Origin of the sequence: Candidatus Vicinibacter affinis, from assembly GCA_016714365.1 — a bacterium.
In the GTDB taxonomy this organism is placed as follows: domain Bacteria; phylum Bacteroidota; class Bacteroidia; order Chitinophagales; family Saprospiraceae; genus Vicinibacter; species Vicinibacter affinis.
The window spans coordinates 2229802-2252116 of sequence record JADJNH010000005.1 but is presented as its reverse complement, the minus strand read 5'-3'; the positions used below and the strand labels follow the sequence as shown (position 1 = coordinate 2252116).

The 22315-nt window shown below is 39.9% G+C and carries 18 protein-coding genes and 1 tRNA gene; 9 read left to right on the top strand and 10 right to left on the bottom strand.

Going from position 1 to position 22315, the window contains the following annotated elements; translation table 11 throughout:
• Positions 1 to 153: 153 nt before the first annotated feature.
• Positions 154 to 354 (top strand): hypothetical protein, encoded by a 201-nt coding sequence (locus tag IPJ53_08870; protein MBK7799211.1) that lies wholly within the window; start codon positions 154 to 156, stop codon positions 352 to 354.
• Positions 355 to 373: 19 nt separating this feature from the next.
• Here the strand turns inward: IPJ53_08870 and IPJ53_08865 are convergent, their stop codons facing one another.
• The 5 genes from IPJ53_08865 to IPJ53_08845 form a co-directional block, all read right to left on the bottom strand.
• On the bottom strand, positions 374 to 664 hold the full coding sequence (locus IPJ53_08865) for a helix-turn-helix domain-containing protein (protein ID MBK7799210.1): 291 nt from the start codon (positions 662 to 664) through the stop codon (positions 374 to 376).
• 69 nt (positions 665 to 733) lie between these two features.
• On the bottom strand, positions 734 to 1555 hold the full coding sequence (locus IPJ53_08860) for a hypothetical protein (GenBank protein MBK7799209.1): 822 nt from the start codon (positions 1553 to 1555) through the stop codon (positions 734 to 736).
• Positions 1556 to 1561: 6 nt separating this feature from the next.
• A complete protein-coding gene (locus IPJ53_08855; protein ID MBK7799208.1) occupies positions 1562 to 2914 on the bottom strand; it encodes an integrase catalytic domain-containing protein in 1353 nt (450 codons plus the stop codon).
• A 175-nt stretch (positions 2915 to 3089) separates the two neighbouring features.
• Positions 3090 to 3163, bottom strand: a tRNA-Arg gene (locus IPJ53_08850).
• 57 nt (positions 3164 to 3220) lie between these two features.
• Positions 3221 to 5290 carry a SprB repeat-containing protein gene (locus tag IPJ53_08845; GenBank protein ID MBK7799207.1) on the bottom strand — a complete coding sequence of 690 codons (2070 nt, stop codon included), beginning with the start codon at positions 5288 to 5290 and terminating at the stop codon, positions 3221 to 3223.
• A gap of 72 nt (positions 5291 to 5362) precedes the next feature.
• On the opposite strand from IPJ53_08845, the gene ung reads away from it, so the two are divergent.
• A complete protein-coding gene (ung, locus tag IPJ53_08840; protein ID MBK7799206.1) occupies positions 5363 to 6031 on the top strand; it encodes a uracil-DNA glycosylase in 669 nt (222 codons plus the stop codon).
• Positions 6032 to 6099: 68 nt separating this feature from the next.
• Positions 6100 to 6597, top strand: coding sequence for a hypothetical protein (locus tag IPJ53_08835; GenBank protein ID MBK7799205.1), 498 nt, complete (start codon positions 6100 to 6102; stop codon positions 6595 to 6597).
• A 59-nt stretch (positions 6598 to 6656) separates the two neighbouring features.
• Here IPJ53_08835 and IPJ53_08830 read toward each other — a convergent pair whose 3' ends face one another.
• Entirely contained in the window at positions 6657 to 8195 is a 1539-nt protein-coding gene (locus IPJ53_08830) for a DUF853 family protein (protein MBK7799204.1), read from the bottom strand.
• Positions 8196 to 8440: 245 nt separating this feature from the next.
• On the opposite strand from IPJ53_08830, the gene IPJ53_08825 reads away from it, so the two are divergent.
• Positions 8441 to 9208 carry a hypothetical protein gene (locus IPJ53_08825; GenBank protein MBK7799203.1) on the top strand — a complete coding sequence of 256 codons (768 nt, stop codon included), beginning with the start codon at positions 8441 to 8443 and terminating at the stop codon, positions 9206 to 9208.
• A 21-nt stretch (positions 9209 to 9229) separates the two neighbouring features.
• Here IPJ53_08825 and bshB1 read toward each other — a convergent pair whose 3' ends face one another.
• From bshB1 to IPJ53_08810, 3 genes are read right to left on the bottom strand one after another with little or no spacing between them, the layout of a single operon-like run.
• The gene (bshB1, locus tag IPJ53_08820; protein MBK7799202.1) at positions 9230 to 9949 is read right to left on the bottom strand and encodes a bacillithiol biosynthesis deacetylase BshB1; all 720 of its coding nucleotides are present in this window, start codon (positions 9947 to 9949) and stop codon (positions 9230 to 9232) included.
• An 8-nt stretch (positions 9950 to 9957) separates the two neighbouring features.
• Positions 9958 to 11013 (bottom strand): ketoacyl-ACP synthase III, encoded by a 1056-nt coding sequence (locus IPJ53_08815; protein ID MBK7799201.1) that lies wholly within the window; start codon positions 11011 to 11013, stop codon positions 9958 to 9960.
• 10 nt (positions 11014 to 11023) lie between these two features.
• Complete coding sequence (locus IPJ53_08810; protein MBK7799200.1) at positions 11024 to 12457, bottom strand: T9SS type A sorting domain-containing protein; 1434 nt, start codon at positions 12455 to 12457, stop codon at positions 11024 to 11026.
• 115 nt (positions 12458 to 12572) lie between these two features.
• On the opposite strand from IPJ53_08810, the gene IPJ53_08805 reads away from it, so the two are divergent.
• Positions 12573 to 13163 (top strand): DUF1572 family protein, encoded by a 591-nt coding sequence (locus IPJ53_08805; GenBank protein MBK7799199.1) that lies wholly within the window; start codon positions 12573 to 12575, stop codon positions 13161 to 13163.
• 109 nt (positions 13164 to 13272) lie between these two features.
• On the opposite strand, the gene IPJ53_08800 is transcribed toward IPJ53_08805, so the two are convergent.
• Positions 13273 to 14124, bottom strand: coding sequence for an acetyl-CoA carboxylase carboxyltransferase subunit beta (locus IPJ53_08800; GenBank protein MBK7799198.1), 852 nt, complete (start codon positions 14122 to 14124; stop codon positions 13273 to 13275).
• Positions 14125 to 14257: 133 nt separating this feature from the next.
• On the opposite strand from IPJ53_08800, the gene dapB reads away from it, so the two are divergent.
• The 4 genes from dapB to kbl all read left to right on the top strand — a co-directional run bounded on the left by dapB (position 14258) and on the right by kbl (position 22315).
• Positions 14258 to 14974: a 4-hydroxy-tetrahydrodipicolinate reductase gene (gene dapB, locus IPJ53_08795; protein ID MBK7799197.1), complete on the top strand. Its 717-nt coding sequence runs from the start codon at positions 14258 to 14260 to the stop codon at positions 14972 to 14974.
• 33 nt (positions 14975 to 15007) lie between these two features.
• Positions 15008 to 16948, top strand: coding sequence for a DNA primase (locus IPJ53_08790; protein ID MBK7799196.1), 1941 nt, complete (start codon positions 15008 to 15010; stop codon positions 16946 to 16948).
• Between the two features lie 48 nt (positions 16949 to 16996).
• On the top strand, positions 16997 to 20965 hold the full coding sequence (locus tag IPJ53_08785; GenBank protein ID MBK7799195.1) for a PKD domain-containing protein: 3969 nt from the start codon (positions 16997 to 16999) through the stop codon (positions 20963 to 20965).
• Between the two features lie 159 nt (positions 20966 to 21124).
• Entirely contained in the window at positions 21125 to 22315 is a 1191-nt protein-coding gene (gene kbl / locus IPJ53_08780; protein MBK7799194.1) for a glycine C-acetyltransferase, read from the top strand.

Genomic DNA, 22315 nt, shown 5'->3' with positions numbered 1-22315 from the left:
AAAAGAAATTTCCTTTGCAGCGCCTTGCTCCTTGGGCAAAAGTTTTTGTAATACCGTAACTGTATTAGGTTGCCATCCTGAAAAAATTTCTCAAGATAAACTAAACAGATTAGCGATTTTTTACCATTTGGTTCTAATCTATTTCCGAAAAATATGTTTTCAATTGGTTTTAACGGGACCAATCCAGAAAACAAGGGTTTACCCTCCTTTGTCCATGTTTCGATCATCTTAACCGCTCCCTGGGCCTTAAAACGTTCATTCCGTGGTGTGGACAGTTTGAAATATGGAATGTTCAGGGGGTCTGGTGTATGTACACAATCAAATGTACCGGGTCTGGCCGGATTTTCTAAGTAACTCTGTATTATTGGCGTGTTCATACTCTTTGTCTTTTAGCCTCCATTCTCAATAAAGATTCCTGTATTTCATCATGTCTGAATCTTATCCGGTCGCCTATCCGGTGTTTGATAATGATACCTTTATTGGACCAGTCATGTAGTGTGGTCTGGCTAATTTTGAGGATAGCGCACACTTCATTGGCGGTTAACCATTCTTTTGAAGTGACTTCCTTCCTTTGGGAATTTTTAATGATGGTTTCAACTTTGGAAACCACATTTTCCAACATTTCATTGAGTTGGTCCTGGGTCAATACGATTACTTGTGACATAATTATTTTGTTTTATATCACAAGAGTACGGGGGTATTGTGAGCGGGAATTAGGGCGGGATATCGCTAATTAATCGGTTTTGGTAAATTTTGAGTAATCCCCTAAAATTTTGATATTACAATGTCTCATTACCCGCTCCATTTCTTTTATTGCCTTCTTTGTATATGGGCTGTATTTTCCCCCTGGTTTCTGGTCAATTTCCATATTATGAAAATACCTTCCTACTGATTGCGGGTTATTCTCGCCAATAATATAGGAAACAAGTTTTTCAAGGTCTGTTTTTGATTTCGTATTTTCTTTAATCCTTGTTTCCAATAGGTCATAGACCCCCAATTCTTTTAATAATACCAATTTTGAAGATATTGAATTTAGGGTTTTGATATTTTCGGCCTGATCATCTTCTGGTAATAGATTGATCTTTTTTCTTATGAGTTCCAAAAATTCGACCTTTTTACCTTTCAATGAGGCAAATTTAACCTTTAATTCCTCGGACCTCAGGGCAACTGAATCCTCTAGAGATTCCATTTGTAGGTTAATTATTGATTTTTCAACAAACTGTAATTTTTTAGCCTTGCTTTCAATTCTCTTTAATTCCCTTTCAATATCTACTTTAAATTCAATTGGTTCATATTGCTCTAAATACTCAATATCTCTCTCAATTAATTCCCTTTCGTTTGGATAAATATCAAAGGCAAGTAAATTCCAAAGGAATATTAACTTCTCTGGTACTGTGTAGGTAAACTCACCACACATACCAAAACTTACATTAGGGTGGTAAGTTGGATTTCTTTCAATATCCACTTTAATTATCCTTAATCCTGACGGTGTTTTGTCTGGTTCATGTTCTATTATTCTCTGACTTTTGATATCTGGTTTATCTTTCTTCTTCATTTGATTCTATTTAAAAAATTCATTTTCAGCCATTCGGTCGGCTGTTTCCTCCTTTGTAATTCGGATGTATTTCATGAAACTACTTTCCGTTTTGTGGCCCGTTATCTTCATGATGTCGATGGAGGGAATCTTTGAAAGGTACATCTGGGTCGCAGCCGTTCGCCTCCCGGTGTGATTGGTAATGAGTTCGTATTTGGGGACTGATCTTGTTTGGATGGTCCCGCCTCTGTCCTCTGATGTGCTGACTATCTCGTCAATTCCGGCCATTTTCGCTATTTGTTTGATATATTCATTATTGGTCTGGTCTGCAATTTGTGGCGTATCGAAACCGTATTTTTCCAAAATATTGTAGGCCTTTGTATTGATTGGCACAATCACTCTTTCCCTTGTCTTCTGGGTAATTATCTCAAGTCGATATTCACCTTTTGCCGTCTTCCGGATATGATCCTTTGTGATGCGTTTTATGTCGCTAATTCGAAGGGCAGTATAGCACATTAAGAGAAACAAGTCTCTGGCCTTGTCCTGGGACTCATTACCGGAAAGGTCCAAACTTTCAATTTTTTCAAGTTCCTTAGTGTCTAGTGAAATACTGTCAATTTTTGCCTTTAGCGTCTCAAAGTAGCGTTTTCTAAACTCAAGGTTTGAATGTATCCCCTCATCTAGTGCAGCCTGTGAAATGGTCTTTAAGTGTTTGATGTACCTCCCGGTGGTGTCTTTTGTGTAATCCCGTTGGTTTAAGAATTGGACCAAACTATCATACACGGGTTTTTTGATGTCCTCCCATTTATACCGGATGTTCATATATTTCTCAAACTCAGTCCAAATGGAAACAAAATTCCGGTAATTCTTGATCGTACCCTCTGAATATCGGTTTCCCTTGTGTGGGCCTGATTGGATAAGTATTTTCCCCCTGGATATACCGTCCAAAAATTTGCCTGAGTAATCAAGTACCAAATTTTGATTTAATCCCGTTTTGCTGACCTTTCGAACTTTGGAGGCTGTTTCAAGAGTTTTTTTTGATTGGAAAACGTTTTCCTTAAGAAGTTGGTCCAGTACCGATATGTCAATAGGTGTTTTATTTAGGTTGCAATTGTTGACATACGCATACACCAATTCAATTATATTATTAATTCGGATCTCTATGTTCTTAATGACGTTCTTTAAATGGGGGTCTTGGGCTGAATACTCCTTAATAAGTTCTTTGTCTTCAGTGGGGCGTTGCCGGGTCTTGTCCCATAACCCGGGGTAAATCTTATACCCTAGGCCTCTGCTAATTGGTTTCCCGTTTATGTGGCAAGTATAAAATATTGGTGTTGGATCTTCCGTCTCAATGGCCCGTAGATAAAATTTAATACCCATTGTTCTTAATCTGATGTTACAAATATAATCCCGTACACGATCCCGTATACGATATTTCCTTATTATATTTGTACTATCCTTATAAGAGTATAAAGGTAAATTGACTTAAATCATTGAAAATCAGTATAAAATAAAAATCCCCTTATCAAAAATGATAAAGGGAAATATGTTCCAGTGATCCCGTCAGGATTCGAACCTGAGACCCTCTGCTTAGAAGGCAGATGCTCTATCCAGCTGAGCTACGAGACCATTAACCTCCAAATTTTTGGAGGCGCAAATATAAGATTTTTAACTAATTCTGTCTTATTAATTTATCATTTTTAAGCTGGTGACCTTACCAGATCCTAGCTGCAATTGAACTAAAATCAAACCTTTTGGCAATTGGTTCCTTCGGATACTAAATTGCTGACTGCGAACACTTTGAGACCAAATACTTTGGCCATTCAAAGTGAATACCTCTACAGATTCTACCTTCTCCTCTGAACTAAATTTAATCGCAGCATCGTCCATAGAATAACTTACCAGGCTGGCCTTTAGGTCATCCGTTGCAACAGTAGATTTGATGGTAAAACTAAATGTCTGGATGCAAGATCTGGCATCTGTTACGGTAACACTGTAGGTGCCTGCCTTCAAATTTACGATCTGGCTGGATTTAAATCCATTGCTCCAATTGTATGCATACGGAGCTGTTCCTCCCTGTACCACAATTCGAATACTGCCATTCGTGGTGCCATTGTCATTTACGATCGTCGAGTCTTTCAGGGTAAGCGGTTGGGTGAAATAAAGATTCACAAATAATGTGCTGTCACATCCATATTGATTGGTTAAATCAAAGGTGTGCGACGTTTTATTTTTATCAAAAAATACGCCATTAATGGTACTTGTAGACTCATTGCACAGTGTATCAGTATAGTTTTCTGTGCTGGCAGCATTGAAATTAACCAACACATTGATCAATGAATCGCAACCCAGATGTGATTTTCCTTTCATCGTATCCGAACCAAAGGAATTACCCTGGAAATATGCTTTACCGTTAATAGTCAAAGTATCGCCAATACAGGCTTCTTTTGTGTAATTCGTCAAAATGAGCGGACATTCATATAACCTTAGGGTCCAAAAATCCGGGGGCACTGTATTGGTTACCGGTAAATCATTGTTTGTGCTGAAACTGGTCGCAGTAAAGTAGGTATTCCCCATATTATCACTCGCCATCGAGGAGGCAGTTTCTCCTTTGGTGCCACCATAATGCGTAGCCCATAGAACATTTCCGCTGGTATCTAATTTCATCAAGGCAACATCTTTGTCTCCGTAATTGCCATTCAAATCTCCGTCATTGGAGAAAGAGGTACACAACAAGAGAATGTTGTTGTCTTTATCCAAAATAGCTTTTACCGCTTCATCGTCTTTGGTTCCTCCCAAAGGTTTTTTCCAAAGAATTTTGCCGTCGTTCTTGATTTTTACCATGAAGATATCTTTGCCACCTTTGATGCTGTCAATGTCTCCACCTTTCATGCTGGTGTTGATAAACAAAATAGCAGATCCGTCCTCAAAACTTACTGCATCAGCAAAAAGATCATCCCCAGGGCCCCCAAATATCAAACTCAATATTTGATTCGAATTTCTGTTCAATTTTACACCAAAAACATCCTTTGCCCCTTTATTGGTCAAACCGGTAAAGTCTCCTTCATTGTTTGAACTGGTCTCCCCAAAAATGAAAAAATTGGCTCCGTCCGCATGCAAGATCTTTCTTGCGAATTCATCCTTGCTCCCGCCCAGATTTCTGCTCCTAACCAAATTTCCCGCCTCATCCATGGTACCCACCAATACATCAAATCCACCTTTATTACCGGTCATGTCTCTGTCCGTTGATTTGGAGGCCCCGGCAAAAATGACTTTACCTGTTTCCAAAAAATACACATCATTGAGCTGATCGTTGTTGGTTCCGCCAAAGTTCTTTTCCCACAATTTTACATTCTTTTTGGGATCGTAGGCCATAATCCAACCGTCCAGCAAACCATGTATGTTGGCTATATCTCCTCCCTTACCATTGATGGTACCCACAGTTATTAAATTTCCTCCTGGGACATAGGCAAATGAATTCAAAAAATCATTTGAAGAGGAGCCAAATGTCTTAATATGCCTCAACACACCTCCGGGAGTAAAAACGCATATTGCGGCATCGTCCAAACCTTTGTTTACCAGATTGGGTGAGTTCGATTTGCCAACCGCAACAATCAAACTATCTTCGTATATCCCCATTTCATTACAATAGTCGCCCTGATTTCCACCGAAGATTTTATTCCAAATTTTGATCGGTTGTGAGACAACCAACGCGGGACCACACAAAATCAAACATAACACTACAAATTGTTTCATACTTTTATCAATTAAACAATGAAGTTACATAATTTCGAAAGCATATCCAAAATTATTGCCAATAATTAAAAAATGAAGGTTCAAATTGAAATTGGATGGGAAGAAGTCCTTAGGGAAGAGTTTGATAAAGAATATTTTATAAATATCACAGCCTTTCTGAAACTTGAAAAATCAAAAGGCAAAATTATTTTTCCTCCTGGACCCTTGATTTTCAATGCCTTTGAACTTTCTCCCTGGAAGGATACACGGGTCATTATTTTGGGTCAGGATCCCTACCATGGCGTCGGGGAAGCCATGGGCCTTTGTTTTTCGGTTCCAAAAGGAATCAAAATTCCCCCATCACTAAAGAATATCTTTAAAGAAATCAATAGTGATCTGGGCTACCCTATTCCGGAACACGGAGACTTGTCTTCCTGGGCAAAACAAGGGGTTCTGATGCTCAATGCTTCACTGACCGTGGAAAAAGACCTGCCCAACTCTCATAAAAGCATAGGATGGCATCAATTTACTGACCACGTCATCCAAAAACTCAGTAGCCAAAAATCAAATCTGGTCTTTCTCCTGTGGGGTAATTATGCCCGTTCAAAAAAGGTGCTCATCGATGGGACAAAGCACCTCATTTTGGAAAGCCCACATCCATCTCCGTTGGCCGGTGGTGGTTTTTTTGGGCAAAAGCATTTTTCCAAAACCAATGAATACCTGATAGAAAATGGGAGGAATCCGGTGAACTGGAAAATTTAAATTAGAAAAACATTGCATTTGTTCAGATTGTCTATCTTTGGCTTATTAATTAACTAAACGATTATTTTATGAAAGCCAAATTTTTGACCCTTTTCGTTTTCTTTTTATTGGGTTCAGTATGCACACTTAAAGCTCAGGATTACAAATCAGCCATCGGAGCCAGATTGGGATATCCTTTAAGTCTTTCTTACAAAACCTTTATCAGTGAGAAAGGAGCTATTGAGGGAATTCTTGGATTCAGAGGTTACAGCTACTACAGCTGGATCACAGTTTCTGCATTGTATCAGCACCACATGCCTATCAAGAGCGTGGAAGGTTTGAATTGGTATGTTGGAGGAGGCGCAAGCGTTTTCTTCTGGAACTATGACAATGACTTCTATCCGAACAACGATTATGCTAAATTGTCATTTGGTATCCTGGGGAACATTGGTCTGGATTATAAATTCAAAGACATTCCTTTGAACATCAGTGCTGACTGGATTCCATCTGTTGGATTCGGTGGAGATTTTCTTACCGGATTTGGTGGATCTTACGGTGGATTGGCCGTTAGATATGTTTTGAAATAAATTTAAAAGAAATACAAACAAAAAAAAAGCTGTCTGATCTTCAGACAGCTTTTTTTTGTTTAAAACCAACCGGTCTTTTTAGTTCTTGAAGAGCCCATTTTAATACCCAACATCCCCAATAACCCTCTGGTTAATTCTCTTGCAACGGTACGACCTACCTGTCGTGTAACAGTGCTGCCCATCACCTTTTCAAGCGTTGATTTTTCTTGTCTTCTTGAGCCGGAAACTGGCTTTTCTTCATCAACCATTGCTTCCTCTAATTTTCTGCTCAATATTTCAGCCGCACTGTCTCTGTTGATGTTTTCATTATAATAATCTGCAATTTCTGAATGATTTCTGATGGAATCCATTTCATCTTCTTTCAATACATCCATTCGTGATTCCGGTGCGCGCATCATGGTATGGGCCAATGGTGTAGGAATCCCCTTTTCATTCAAAGCGGTTACCAAAGCCTCCCCGATGCCAAGTTCGGTAATCAAATTTGCCACTTCATAGAATCTGGTGTCCGGGTAATTTTCCGAGGCCAATTTAATTGCCTTCCGATCTTTTGCAGTAAAGGCCCTCAGGGCATGCTGAACTTTTAAACCCAACTGTCCTAAAACCTCTTCAGGAATGTCAATTGGATTTTGGGTAATAAAAAAGAGTCCTATTCCTTTGGATCTGATCAATTTTATAATGGTTTCCAATTGATTCACCAAAGCAGAGGTTGCTTCTTCAAATAACAAATGGGCCTCGTCCAGAAAAAAAACAAGCTTTGGTTTTTCCAGATCCCCTGCTTCAGGAAATTTGGTATAAATCTCAGCAAGCATCTGCAACATAAATGTGCTGAAAAATTTAGGCTTATCCTGAATGTCAGCAGCACGCAGAATGCTTATCACACCTCTTCCTTGCTTGTCGACTCTGCAAAGATCTTCTACTTCGAAACTTCGTTCTCCAAAAAATCCGGTGGCACCCTGCTGTTCCAATTCAATAATTTTTCGCATAATGGTTCCGACAGAAGCAGAAGAAACTGCACCAAATTCCTTTTCAATTTCCTCCTTACCTTCATTGGAAACAAATTGCAACACTTTTTTGAAATCTTCCAGATCCAATAATGGCAAACCGCTGTCATCACAGAATTTAAACATCATGGAGACCACTCCTTCTTGAGTATCATTGAGACCAAGAATTTTAGACAACAAAACAGGTCCAAACTCTGTAACAGTTGCCCTTAGCCTTACACCCGGTTCGTTAGAGATGGAAAGCAATTCGACAAAATTATCATGCGGCTCCCAGGGAATATTCAAGGTGGTATGACGCTCTGATATTTTGCTGTTCATGCTTCCTTCCAATGCAATTCCGCTCAAATCTCCTTTGATATCCAGAAGCACAGAGGGCACTCCTTTGGATGAAAGTTGTTCTGCCATCAATTGCAGGGATTTGGTTTTTCCGGTTCCGGTGGCCCCTGCGATTAAACCGTGCCTGTTGACCATTCTTAAAGGTATGGATATTGGCGCCTCCGGTAGGACTGCCCCATTCAACATCCCACAGCCTAAGACGATGGAATCTCCTTTAAATTGATAAGCGGCCTTTATTTCTGAAATAAACTCTTCTTTCATCTATTAAATTTTCAATACAAAAGTAATTCAATAACCATTCATTTTAACTTAAGTCTGTTTTTGAAGCAAATGCCGTGAGCATTCGCCATGACTGCAACATTTTAATTATCCGGCAAACCTCTAAACTAAAGAATCGACTTTCCAGGTAATTGTTTTTTGAAAAAATACTATCTTGCATATCAAACACTATTATGAGCAGAATAATTCACTTATTGGCCCTACTCCTTTTATTTGAAACAATCCCAATGAAAGCGCAGTACGCAGTTTTCTCCGGCATGCAGGATGTCATATCATCCGGTATGGCAAGAACGGGATTAACCATTTCCGAACCCTTAAATTTCATCAACAACCCTTCTCGGATTTCGGATATTCAGCATTCCATTTTGGCTGTTCAATCCAGACCCTATTCTTATGTTTCAGGACTGTACTCCGTCGGTGCTTCTGCGCTGTATAAATCAAATCCCCGTGAAGGCTTTGGTATTAAATGGCAATCTGAAGGATCCAGGGAATTGAATGAAAACATAGTGGGAATTTGTTACGGTCGCAAAATTGGAAAATCCAGCGGCATGGCATTAGGCTTGAATTACTTTATTAGGAATCTCCCGGAGTCTAAAAATGAAGGCACAATTATCCCTGAAATCAGTGTTCACAGCAAACTCAATAACTCCCTTAGTGCTGCGGCACTGGTTATAAACCCAATTCCAATTCAAATAAAAAAAATGGCTCCGTTGCCCACCATCATCAGACTTGGAATAGGCTATCAGTTGAGTTCAAAATTAAATTTTCAACTGGAAGTCCATAAAACCAGTTTGCTGCCTGTATCAGGAAATGTAGGTTTGGAATACCACCCAGTTAAAAATATTTCCATCAGAAGTGGTTGCACCACTCGTGGACAAATTAGTTTTGGCATTGGTTACCAATACAGAAAAAGCATGTTTATTGATTCAAGCGTGGAATACTTTCAGGTAATAGGTCCTGTTATGGGTTTGGGAATAAATTATCTGATTTTATAATCTTGCAAAATCCCAAAGAGATTAACACAGACTAAAAATATTACGAACTCCAATCGGCCTTGCGGTATTAAATCCTTCCCCATATTCAACACCGGACGCTCTGCCCACCACCCTGGATTTTGATTTGATAAAATCAAGAAAATCTTTACCGCTGATCGGTGATTCGGGCTCACTGGAACCTTCTTTATAAAATTGGGATTCAAATGCCATGATGGATTCCATTTTTTTATCTAAAAAACCGGAAATATCCACGACCAAATCCGGCTTCAGATAATGATCCTGAATATAATGATAGAGGACTTCAGGCCGCCAACTTTCCTGATTCACATTATTGTAATCAGTATTGACTTTGCGCAGACCAGATAAAAAACAGGCATCGTTTACAAGTTTTGCAGCACGTCCGTGATCTGGGTGTCTGTCTGACAATGCATTTGCAAAAACTATCCGCGGTCTGCAAGCTCTGATCACTCGGATAATTTCTTTCAAATTGTTTTCTTCATGCTGAAAAAAACCATCCCCAATATTGAGAATGTGACGAAATTCAGCACCCAGAATTTCAGCTGCGCGAAAGGCTTCTTTTTTTCTTTGTTCGGCATTTCCTCTGGTCCCCAATTCTCCTTCCGTCAAATCCAAAATACCAAAACTATGACCCAATGATTTATGCAAAGCGAGTGTACCTCCACAAGATAATTCAACATCATCAGGATGTACACCTATAGCCAGAATATCTACCTTCTCCATTATTTCCATTACCATCTGATTAATGCGGAACCCCAGGTAAAACCACTTCCAAAAGCTGCCAAACAAACCAGATCCCCTTTATTCACTTTTCCTGCCTCCCATGCTTCAGTCAATGCTATGGGCACTGAAGCCGCCGTGGTGTTGCCATAACGCTGAATGTTATTCCATACTTGCTCGTCCTTCAAACCTAATTGCCGTTGTACAAATTGACTGATTCTCAAGTTGGCCTGATGAGGAATCAACAGGTTAATATCAGAACTCTGGAGATTATTTTCTTTTAATGCTTCATGGATGACTTCAGGAAATTTGGTTACAGCAGTTTTAAAAACCAACTGTCCGTTCATGTTAGGAAAGATATCCTGTTCTGTCCACATTTTTTCGGTAAGAAAAATGCCGCCGTACTCCTGATCTGTATAACCGAAACGCTCCAATCCTAAGTGATAGCCTCCATGACAGCCGGGATTTATGAAAGCCAATTCTTCTGCATGGGTACCATCTGCGTGAAGATGAGTGGAAAGTATGCCGGAGTTTTCCTCCAGACTTGGCTGAAGCACGACCGCTCCTGCGCCATCACCAAAGATGACCGATACGTTGCGGCCTCGAGTAGAATAATCCAATCCCATCGATTGCATTTCTGATCCAACCAATAAAATATTTTTATACTTGCCGGTCTTGATGAATTGATCTGCAATGGACAAACCATAAATAAAACCGGAGCATTGATTGCGGACATCAAGGGCAGGCATTTCTTTGGAAGTTATCTTCATTTCTCGTTGCAACAAAACTCCACAACCAGGAAAAAAATAATCCGGACTGAGCGTGGCAAAAATGATAAAATCAATGTCTTCTTTTTGAATCCCGGCCCTCTCAATGGCTATCTCAGCAGCTCTCGCGCCCATGGTGGTGGTGGTCTCCTGGTGCAACTTCCCATATCTCCTTTCCTGGATACCGGTGCGTTCCTGAATCCACGCATCTGTGGTATCCATTAAATTTTCCAATTCCGAATTGGGTACTATCCTTTCAGGCACATAGTAGCCAAGTCCTGCAATTTTTGTGTTAAACATGGTGTATTTATTATTTGATGATCAAAAATGATTTAACATATAATCCCGCAGCAGTTTTTATTTGAATAAAATACCTTCCGGAATTTAATTGGTCTGTTTGAATGCGTTTTTTATTTTCTTCAGGAGTTAAATGATCTTTTTCCAGAAGAAGAATTCCTTGGGCATCCAAAATGCGGTAACCCAGCATTTTTTCCTGCAGATTGATTTCGATAAAGTCATTTGCAGGTTGTGGGCTGATACTTATTGTATTGGAAGAAACCTCCTCGGACGATGCTGAAGTTGGACGAACTTGCAAATTATCAAACCACAATTTGCTGCCTTGCTTGGGGGTTCCTATTTTATCTGCAGGCATTCCTGGATAATAATTACCTGCATAGATTTCTATGTAAATTGAATCTGATTCATTGATGAAGTTTGGTGAAGTATAGTCAATGGATTTGTACGTAGAGGAAGCCAACAATGGTGAGGCATACAGATGCACCAATTCCCTGCCTCCTATTTGCGGATTGTACCGAACAGCCCGCACCACCAACCAAGCCGTATCCAAGCCTTTGGGCTGATACTTGTAAGAATAAGACACTTTTAATTGGTTAGCTTTGAAAGGCAGAGCAGTTGGTTGCCCGGAGCCAGTTTCTCCTATCGCGCAGTAACCTGCAGAAAGATTGACACCCAATTTATTAATTTGCCGGTGTTCTAATTGGAGACTGTAATTGCCTTCATTGGCATCACTACTTTTCACAACCGTTGGCGGCAATCGCAACAAGGATGAAATCAAATTTGCGGTAGCCCATTGCTCGGGTTCTTCAAATGACACTTCTTCCCATTGTTCAAAATTATGATTGGGCATTTGCTTCAATGTATTTGGAAAGCTCAATTCTTCCAATTCTATAAATGATCCTTCTTTGGGATTATCCAGGTTCCCGGAAGCCAAAAGAAAGAAAACGGTGTCCGGATCAATACCGGAAGGAATCAGCGGCAAAGAAAATCGGGTAAATTTATCCAGGCTTCCAACAATTGGAAAAACATTGAAAGAAACCGGAAACCCAATTCTTTTAAATACCAACACCATGAATCCGGTATCATTTGCGACCATGTTGTACCGAATGATTCCACTCAAACTGTCCGGAACTTTATTGTATGGAAATCCTCCGTTTGGAAGATTTACCAGATCGCCGAGGTAAATTAATCCGGGAACAATGGTGGTATCAAACATGGCCCTTTTGTTCTCCAGTCGGATTGCGTTTCCAACAGGGCCATTTACTTTGGTTACATTTGGAGAAAATGTAGAAAAGTATGATTGAAAATTGACGGTTTCAAAAACAGCCGGCTCTTCATACAGGTCGTACTTCTGCCAATCTTCAAAATTAAAAATATATCCTTGAGTATTGGCTTGTTCCAACCAACCACAAATCCCAATGAGGAGTACAAATAACCGAATGCGCATAAAGCTATTTTCGTTTAAAAAATTACTCTTGCAAGGTAATTCCTTTTTGTGGAATTCAAATATATCTAAGCTAAACTTAAGTCATTCCATAATGTTGATTAATAAAAGCAGCCGCATGAATCTCCACACAACTTATCTCAACGGCGTTAAGTCTCTGTTTAAATATTACAGGTCTTTAGCCGAAAAATCCATTGCTCAGGTGGAACCGGAACAAATCTTCCTCAGGCCTTCCGATGAATCAAACAGCATCGCCATCATTGTCCAGCATATGGCCGGCAATATGATATCCAGGTGGACTGATTTCAAAACGACCGATGGTGAAAAAACCTGGCGAAACAGGGATGAAGAATTTATGGCAATCATTCAGGACAAGGATCAGCTTATGCAAAGATGGGAAGCTGGGTGGATATGCTTTGAACATGCATTGGATTCCATTTACGAAGAAGATTTACAAGAAATTATTTATATCCGGAATGAAGGACACAGCATCATGGATGCGCTGAACAGACAATTGGCGCATTATTCATATCATGTCGGACAAATTGTATTTATTGCAAAAATGTTGAAACAAAGTGAGTGGAGTAGTTTGTCTATTCCTCTCAACAAATCCGCTTCCTACAATTCGGATAAATTTTTGTTAGACAAAGGAATTCGTCATTTCACTTCATCTGTTTCTCCAGATAAGAAGATAGACGAAAAAAATTAGGCTGTTAAAATCACATCCATAAAGGAGTACAGAAAAAAAAATATCACTTCTGAATGTATAGAAGCACCAATCAGGATTTAAAATGAGAAGATAATTGGGTTCCAAAAAATTACGCCTCCCCTAAATCGAACATGTCCAAAAGATTACCCAGTGTTTCCTTGAGATCCTGTCTGTCCACGATAAAATCCAAAAAGCCGTTGTCAAACAAAAACTCTGACCGCTGGAATCCTTCAGGCAAATCTCGTTTAATCGTTTCTTTTACTACTCTGGGCCCGGCAAAACCTATCAGTGCCTTGGGCTCAGAAAAATTTATATCTCCCAGCATGGCAAATGAAGCAGTCACCCCCCCTGTTGTAGGATCTGTTAGAAAAGAAAAGTAAGGCAAACCATTCTTAGCCATTAAAGTCAGTTTTGCTGAAGTCTTTGCCATTTGCATCAAGGAAAAGGCAGATTCCATCATACGGGCACCCCCGGATTTTGAGATTACCATTAATGCGGCCCTGTCTTCCAGCGCTACGTCAATGGCTCTGCTTATTTTCTCCCCCATAACACTGCCCATTGATCCGCCAATAAAGCTAAAATCCATGGCTGCTACCACCAAAGGCTTTTTATTGATGCGGCCGATGGCCACGGTAATAGAATCATCTTTTGAAGAAGATTTCATGGCTTCATCCAACCTCTTGGAATAAGGCTGAAGGTCTGTAAACTCAAGAAAATCATAAGAGCGCAAGTCATCGAACAGGGTCTCGTATTTGCCATCAAACAAGATGTCAAAATATTGATCAGAACTGATGCGCGTATGATAATTACAGGAAGGACATTTATAGAAATTATCCTTCAACTTCATGTTGGTCGAAGTCGCATTGCAGTCCGGACATTTGAACCAAAGTCCATCCGGTGCTTCCTTTTTTGATTTTGTCGCTGTTGAAATCCCCTCTTTGAGGCGGGTAAACCATCCCATATCACAATCATTTAGTTAAGAATGATAATGTTCATAAGGATTGGCGCAAATTTATATGTTTTATTTATGATCTAATATAACTATTTTTGTGTGCAACATTCTTAATACACATTCACTTGATTAACAATTTCTTATGAAAGTATGTTTGATAGGTTACGGCAAGATGGGCAAGGCAATTGAACCCCTTTTGGCCGAAAGAGGGCATGAATTGAGCGGAATTGTGACCCGGAGTAATTCAAGTCAGTTGGCTGACTTTCTCAACCAATCCGATGTTGCAATTGAATTTACGGATCCCGAATCAGCATTTGACAATCTATTAGCCTGCCTGGAACACAATGTACCTGTCGTGAGCGGTACCACAGGGTGGCTGGCGCAATGGGATGATCTGGTCGGCATTCTTCACCAAACAGATGGAAGCATGCTGTGGGCTTCAAATTTCAGTATAGGGGTTAATGTATTGTTTGAAGTCAACCGTCTGATGTCAAAAATTATGGCCAGGTTACCGGAATACCAGATTCAGGTAGAAGAGGTACACCACATCCATAAAAAGGATAAACCAAGTGGAACCGCCGTAAGTCTGATCAATGACATTTTGGAAAAGCATCCATTATACAAGAGTTGGATTTTAGATCCTGAAGAACCAAATGAAACACAATTGAGCGTTCTGGCAAAGAGAGCAGAATCTGTGGTGGGTTATCACAAGGTTAGCTTTACAAGTCCTGTAGACCGTTTAGAAATAAGCCATGAAGCCTTCACAAGGGAAGGTTTCGCCAAAGGGGCTGTTTTTGCCGCCGAATGGTTAAGTGGTAAAAAAGGCCTATACACCATGTCACAGGCTTTAGGTTTTTAATCCAGGATTTACATTTAGCACTAATATACGGACATGATCGCTCGAAGCTCCATCCAAAAAGTAGTAGAAACATCCCGAGTGGAGGAGGTGGTAAGAGATTATGTGGATTTGAAAACAAGAGGTGCTAACCTTACCGGTTTGTGCCCCTTCCACAAAGAAAAAACACCTTCTTTTTCTGTATCCCCGTCAAAAAATATTTATAAATGTTTTGGTTGTGGAAAGGCCGGCAGTCCGGTGGATTTCATCATGGAAATCGAACAGTATACCTTTCCTGAAGCGATCAGACATCTGGCAAAAAAATACAGAATAGAGCTGGAAGAAACCGCCCAGACCCAGGAAAGCATTGACGAAGCCCTGGAGGTGCAAAGCCTGAACATAGTCAATCAGTGGGCACTTGACTATTATGCTACACAACTTTGGGAATCCGATCTGGGCCGCAGTATAGGTCTCGGTTATTTCAAAGAAAGAGGTTTTCTGGAGACTACTTTGAGAAAATTTGACATTGGGTTTGCTCAGGATGAATACCAGGCGTTTACATCTGAATCCATCAAAAAGGGCTATTCAATTGATCTACTGAAGAAACTGGGGCTGACCTCTTCCAACGGTAATGATTTTTTTCGAAACCGGATCATATTTCCAATCCACAACCAGGGCGGAAAAGTCATTGGATTTGCAGGACGAGTCCTGGACAAGGAAGCCAAAGTTGCCAAATACATCAACTCCCCGGAAACAGAAGTTTACAAGAAAAGTAAGACTCTATATGGCTTGCATTTGGCCAAAGCAGCCATTCGAAAATTAGGATCCTGTATTTTGGTGGAGGGCTATACAGATGTAATGTCGTTGGTGCAGTCCGGAATAGAAAACGTAGTAGCTTCTTCTGGTACTTCTTTAACGGAAGATCAAGTTCAATTAATCAAAAGACATTGTGAAAATGTCATCATACTGTATGACGGTGACGATGCAGGGATAAAAGCCGCGATGCGGGGAATTGACATGATTCTAAAAGAAGGTCTGAATGTCTACATTGGTTTGATTCCTGACCGTGATGACCCTGATAGTTTTATCCGCAAAGTAGGCTATGAGGGATTTCAAAAATTTTTAGCGGAAGAGGTCAAGGATTTCATCCTTTTCAAAATCAATCTACTTAAGAAGGAAACTCAGAATGATCCAATCCAACGCGCGAACGTAATTAACGACATCGTAGGCACCATTGCAAAAATTGATGATCCCGTAAAGAGATCCGTCTATCTGCAAAATGCCTCGCATTTCCTCAATATTGATGAAGCTACCTTGATCAGCAGTGCCAATAAACTCATCAAGGAAGACATTAAAAATAAATCATTTGCCGCGCAAAGAAAGGCGCTTGACCATGATGAACAAATCATTAAGGAGCAAGAAGAAATTATCAGTTTCAAAAAACAAAATGAACCTTATTTACACAAAGGGGATGAATTTCAGGAAAAAGAAATATTGAAAATTCTGATTCTCGAAGGCGATAAAAAATGGCGGCAGGAAAATATCACCACCGCACAATTTTTAGTAGCCAACCTCAACGATGTAATTGATTATTTTGATAATAAATTATACGCAGATGTCTTACAACAAGTCGAAACTGACATCAACCAGGGAAACATAGTCAATCTAAATTATTTCCTCCACCACCCGGACAAAAACATCAGCCAATTGGCGATTGAACTGACCAGTTCACCCTACGTGTACAGCAATAACTGGGCGGATAAATACGGAATTTACTTGTTGGGAAATCAAAGTGACATGGAATTTTCAGCAGACGATGTTGAAAAAATAATCAAGCACATTAAATACAGAAAATTCCACAAAGTCATTTTGGATATTGACCAACAAATCAAAGCTGCGCAGAGTTTTGAGGAACAGATTGAATTGGTTAAAGCCAGAGAAGAATTAAAAAAAATAAAAAATACTTTATATGAAGAAGTTTGGGGTGGATATAAATAAAATTTATTATCAATCCCAAGTTTTTTTTTCTAAATTAAAATTTATCAAATGAAGAAATTGTTTTTCACACTTGCAATAATAATTATTTATTCCAGCGCTTATGGTCAAGTGGAAGGAAATCTAAATGCTCCTACGGTCAGTGCAAAAATGCCGGAGTGGGCAAAACTAATGTATGAGACTCCGATCAATTTTATTGCATTGGATGACGCATACAAGCAATATTATCTCACACATCCATTTGAAAAGAATCACTTCACCAGGTATTACAAAAGGTTGATCATGACTAACAGGATGTTTATGTCCGCTGATGGCAAAGCAGAATCACGACAGAATTTCAACCGCGAAAATTCAAGAAACTCTCAACAAAAGCAAACCTACCGGTCTCCAACAGATCTTTGGAAACCTTATCAGATGCAGACGTTTTGGCTGGAAAAAAATCAGGAATCCTGCCCATGGCAGACGAACGTGTACGCAATTGATTTGTGCAAAGCTCATCCCGAATTTTTGATGGTTGCTACAGAGACCGGAGGATTGTTCAGAAGTTTGAATAAAGGAATTAGCTGGCAGCAAATCGGATTGGATTATCAACTTGGCTCGGAAGCAATAGCCATTCATCCCCTAAGCATGGACACCATTTACATAGGCAACTCAGGCGTTATAAGGAGATCAACTGATGGAGGATTGAAATGGACCACTGTTCTGACGGTTGCTGATCTTTGGGTCTATGACCTGGAGATTCCTGTTTCAAGACCCCATGTGATTCTTGCTGCCACCAGTAAAGGTTTATATCGTTCAGAAAACTCAGGCAAAGATTGGACGCGTATTTTTCAGGAGGCAAGTTGTGAGATTAAATCACATCCAACTAAAAACAACATCATTTATGCACTTCGCTACAATGGAACAAAATCTTCTTACGATCCATATAAGTCAACCAATTATGGGGCAAATTTTACTTTAAAAAATTCAGGCTGGCATAATCTAAAAGATGGCGGTGTGCGGATGGCCACGACTGCTGCGGATCCTAAAAGAGTCTATGCCATTGTCTTAACCAGTGACAAAGGCCCCTACTTGATGAGAAGCAACGATGAAGGAGAAAGCTGGTTAAATACCGCAAAAGGCTCTTATGATGGTTATGATTCCCCAAATTTTCCAATGGATAATTGGCAAGGGTTTTATGATTTGTCTTTGGTGGCTTCTCAAACAAAAGCAGATGAAATCATAACGGGAACCGGCTCCACTTTTAAGTCTACAGATGGAGGTACTACCTTTAAAGTAATCGGTGGTTATGGCGGAGCATTTGCTTTGCATCCTGATCTGCAAGCCAGCGTTTCTCACGGAAATGATTGTTGGATTGCAACTGACGGAGGACTCACCCACTCCAGCGATTTTTTCACAATGGTTCAAAATGCAAAAGCACTCAATTTAGGATTGAACGGCAGTGATTTTTGGGGATTTGATGCTGGTTGGCATGAGAAGGTATTTGTAGGAGGACGATACCACAACGGAAATACTTTCTACCATGAAAATTACGAAGGGAAATTTATTAGAATGGGTGGTGCAGAATCACCAACGGGCTATTTAAATCCCATAAAAAATAAGGATTGTTATTTCTCTGACATAGGAGCTTACACTATGCCTGCGGCATTAGACACCAACTGGAAATGGTTTGGTCTGCCTTGTGAAAAATATCCGAATGAATCTTATTACCCAATGGAACATAGTGACATGGTTTGGTCTCCGTTGTGTTATCAGACAGTTTATCTGGGACAAAAAAACACACTTTGGAAGAGCGTGAACAATGCTGTTAGTTTTAGCCCTGTATTCTCAGTACCAAGAAGCGATTCCTGGGTAGAAGCCATTGAAATTTCAAGAAGCAATCCTGAGGTCATGTATTTTACTGAGAGAAGTAACAGCGCTTCGGATGGAAAAATTTGGAAATCTATAAATGGAGGACTTAGCTTTTCTGAACTTCCTCCACCTGCCGGCACGTCAGGTGGTGAACGCAGAGTGAAAGCTATTTGTCTGAGCGATCAGGATGACCAATTAATATTTCAGGCATTGCGCACCGGTGGCAACAACAATAAAGTTTTTGTTTCAAAGGATGGCGGAATGACTTGGATCAATCTGACCACTTCCAAAATCAGCAATCAGAGAATCAGTGACATTTGCTTTCAGAATGGTACTGATGGAGGCGTATACATCGCTTGTGATGGTGGCAGAACATTCTACAGAAATCTTAAAATGTCGGATTGGGAAGAACATGGAATGGGTTTAAGTGTTGACCATTTTACCAGAAACCTTCGCCCTTTTTATCGGGATGGAAAACTAATCAATGGCAGCAGCATGGGCGTCTGGGAAATCAACTTCTTTGAAGAATCCAAACCGGTTGCGCAACCCTCTGTTGACAAACAAATTTCATTTTGTGACAGAGACACTTTTTATTTTGAAGATTATTCGGTGCTTAAATTAGACTCTTCTGTTGCTTACTTTTGGGAATTTCCGGGAGCAGTTTACATCAGTGATGCCACAAATAAATCTCCTAAAGTTGTATTTGGTAAACCCGGAAAATATACCGTAAAATTAACCGTAAAAAACAACGCAGGCAGTCATACCAATACCGTCAATGACATGGTTGAAATTAAGACCAGCACCTGTTCCCGGGACACGATTCCCGGTAAAATGCTGGACCTCTCCGCCAAAAACAATTATGCCAGTATTCCCGCAATTCCTGCCTTGGCTGAAGCAAATGGTTTCACCTGTATGGCCTGGATTAAAATAAACAAACCCCAGGATTGCTTTACACAAATTCTCTCAAACTGGGACAGCAACATTGGGTTTGGTTTTGGATTTGCCTTCCAGGGTTATCGTACAACTACCAATCTTACTTTTTTCTGGAAAGGGCAACCCTATCAGCTGACTTCTTCATTTAATCTGGATACAACAAAATGGATTCATGTGGCCATGGTGGTGTATCCTGATTCTGTAAGACTGTATAAAGATGGTCAAAGTTGGACACGCCGTGGAGATTTCTCCGGATTCGACCTGAGCAAAACTCCATGGACTGTAGGTCAGGGTGTTCCGGGACAGTGTGGAGATTTTGACGGGCAGATGGACGAGCTGAAAATTTTCAACCGATCTTTAACTGAGGAAGAAATTCGGTTAAACATGCATCTTATTTCCACTCAAACCGAATCAGGATTAGTAGCCTATTATCAGTTTAATGAGGCCGGCGAACAGATATTTTACGACAAAGTCAATGTAGCACATGCGTTAAATGGTAATGGAATTTTACAAGCTTCCACTGCACCTGTTTCAACCGGAATCAGTGAAAAAATGATGAATCTTGACAAAGGAAAAAACACCTTCCAACAAACGGGTGTCGAAATTCATTTACAGGATAAGCCATCCGGTCAACATGAGGTAGCAGCTTACCGATTGTTTCAACGACCTGATTCTATGCCTTCTTCCGGAATGGAAAAATATGCAGATCACTATTTCATCATCAGAACATGGGGCAATATCTCTTCCTCTAAATTTGACAGCATAGGATTTAGCGAATTGACTCGTTTTGGAATGAAAGAAGTAAACAACCCTTCTTCTTTTAAACTTTTTAAAAGAATTGCATCCAATGAACATTTAAGTGTTTGGTCTGTCGCTGTCAATGCATCATCCGCATTTAAAGAGGATGCAAAAATATTTTTTCCAGGAAGCACTAATTTCAATGGACAATACATCATTCAAATTCCTGAAATTGATTTAACAAATGTTTTTGATGGCAAAATAACCAGCAAAAAAATTACCCTGCTTCCCAATCCCGGAAGTTTGCATTGTGAGATACAATATGAAGCAACTGCAAAAGACGCAAGACTTTTATTGATCAATGCCGAAGGCAAAATCCTCCTCAACACTCAATGGGTTAATCATATACCTTTTGATTTGGATTTGACAAATTTTGTACCCGGTATCTACCTGGTGAAAATTGAAAACGCAAATGCGATTCTGGTCAAGGAGAAATAATGAAAAAACTTTAAATCAACTTTATTCCAATGATGAAGTCTACAAATTTTAGTAAAAATTCCAAATCTTGGTTTAATGACAAAATATCTTAATTTTGGCGCACATTGCAACATTTCAACAATGAAATCTTCCCATTAAACATACATTAAAAACAAAATTATGCTTGGAAATATTCTTACGGACCTGCAAAAAGAAATTCAAAATATTAAGGAGGCCGGACTCTATAAAACAGAGAGGATTATCACCACACCCCAGGGTGCAGTTATCCGCACCAATACAGGATCAGAAGTACTGAATTTTTGTGCCAACAATTATCTCGGCCTTTCCTCTCATCCGGAAGTACTGGCAGCAGCAAAGAGGTATATCGATTCACATGGTTTTGGAATGTCTTCGGTGCGATTTATTTGTGGAACGCAGGATATACACAAGGAACTTGAATCAAAAATTTCCGCTTTCCTTGGAATGGAGGATGCCATTTTGTATGCAGCAGCATTTGATGCCAACGGTGGAATTTTCGAGCCCCTGCTCAATGAAGAAGATGCCATCATTTCTGATGAACTCAATCATGCATCCATCATTGACGGCATCAGATTAGCCAAGGCTAAGAGATTTCGCTACAAGCACAACGACATGGGCGATCTTGCAGCGCAACTAGAACTTGCAAAAGATTGCAGAAGAATTCTGGTGGTAACGGATGGAGTATTTTCAATGGATGGTACCATTGCCCAACTTGATAAAATTTGTGATCTCGCCGAACAATATCAAGCAATGGTGATGATTGATGAATGTCATGCTTCGGGATTTATGGGTAAGACCGGAAGAGGCACTCATGAATTTCGCAATGTCATGGGAAGAATTGACATCATCACAGGTACCTTTGGCAAAGCTTTAGGAGGAGCTTCAGGTGGATTTACCGCAGCAAAAAAAGAGATCATAGAAATTCTCCGACAACGATCGCGACCATATTTATTTTCCAATACGCTTGCCCCAGCCATTACAGGCGCATCTATTAAAGTGCTCGAATTATTAACTTCTTCCACAGAACTCAGAGATAAGTTGGAACAAAACACCCAATTTTTCAGGGAAGCCATGACCCATGCAGGATTTAACATACTTCCTGGTGAACACGCCATTGTCCCTGTGATGCTGTATGACGCCCCTTTGGCTCAAAAATTTGCCTCTAGAATGTTGGAAGAAGGAATTTATGTGGTAGGATTTTTCTATCCGGTGGTTCCTCAGGGCAAAGCAAGAATTAGGGTTCAAATTTCAGCCGGACATGAACAAAATCATCTGGAGAGATGTGTTCAGGCATTTATAAAAGTAGGCAAAGAATTATCTGTAATCCAATAG

What these genes read in the sequence shown, in the direction of transcription:
- IPJ53_08870 (MBK7799211.1), top strand. Translation starts at nt 154, where the DNA reads ATGTTTTCAATTGGTTTTAACGGGACCAATCCAGAAAACAAGGGTTTA.
- IPJ53_08865 (MBK7799210.1), bottom strand. Translation starts at nt 664, where the DNA reads ATGTCACAAGTAATCGTATTGACCCAGGACCAACTCAATGAAATGTTG.
- IPJ53_08860 (MBK7799209.1), bottom strand. Translation starts at nt 1,555, where the DNA reads ATGAAGAAGAAAGATAAACCAGATATCAAAAGTCAGAGAATAATAGAA.
- IPJ53_08855 (MBK7799208.1), bottom strand. Translation starts at nt 2,914, where the DNA reads ATGGGTATTAAATTTTATCTACGGGCCATTGAGACGGAAGATCCAACA.
- IPJ53_08845 (MBK7799207.1), bottom strand. Translation starts at nt 5,290, where the DNA reads ATGAAACAATTTGTAGTGTTATGTTTGATTTTGTGTGGTCCCGCGTTG.
- ung (MBK7799206.1), top strand. Translation starts at nt 5,363, where the DNA reads ATGAAGGTTCAAATTGAAATTGGATGGGAAGAAGTCCTTAGGGAAGAG.
- IPJ53_08835 (MBK7799205.1), top strand. Translation starts at nt 6,100, where the DNA reads ATGAAAGCCAAATTTTTGACCCTTTTCGTTTTCTTTTTATTGGGTTCA.
- IPJ53_08830 (MBK7799204.1), bottom strand. Translation starts at nt 8,195, where the DNA reads ATGAAAGAAGAGTTTATTTCAGAAATAAAGGCCGCTTATCAATTTAAA.
- IPJ53_08825 (MBK7799203.1), top strand. Translation starts at nt 8,441, where the DNA reads ATGAAAGCGCAGTACGCAGTTTTCTCCGGCATGCAGGATGTCATATCA.
- bshB1 (MBK7799202.1), bottom strand. Translation starts at nt 9,949, where the DNA reads ATGGAGAAGGTAGATATTCTGGCTATAGGTGTACATCCTGATGATGTT.
- IPJ53_08815 (MBK7799201.1), bottom strand. Translation starts at nt 11,013, where the DNA reads ATGTTTAACACAAAAATTGCAGGACTTGGCTACTATGTGCCTGAAAGG.
- IPJ53_08810 (MBK7799200.1), bottom strand. Translation starts at nt 12,457, where the DNA reads ATGCGCATTCGGTTATTTGTACTCCTCATTGGGATTTGTGGTTGGTTG.
- IPJ53_08805 (MBK7799199.1), top strand. Translation starts at nt 12,573, where the DNA reads ATGAATCTCCACACAACTTATCTCAACGGCGTTAAGTCTCTGTTTAAA.
- IPJ53_08800 (MBK7799198.1), bottom strand. Translation starts at nt 14,124, where the DNA reads ATGGGATGGTTTACCCGCCTCAAAGAGGGGATTTCAACAGCGACAAAA.
- dapB (MBK7799197.1), top strand. Translation starts at nt 14,258, where the DNA reads ATGAAAGTATGTTTGATAGGTTACGGCAAGATGGGCAAGGCAATTGAA.
- IPJ53_08790 (MBK7799196.1), top strand. Translation starts at nt 15,008, where the DNA reads ATGATCGCTCGAAGCTCCATCCAAAAAGTAGTAGAAACATCCCGAGTG.
- IPJ53_08785 (MBK7799195.1), top strand. Translation starts at nt 16,997, where the DNA reads ATGAAGAAATTGTTTTTCACACTTGCAATAATAATTATTTATTCCAGC.
- kbl (MBK7799194.1), top strand. Translation starts at nt 21,125, where the DNA reads ATGCTTGGAAATATTCTTACGGACCTGCAAAAAGAAATTCAAAATATT.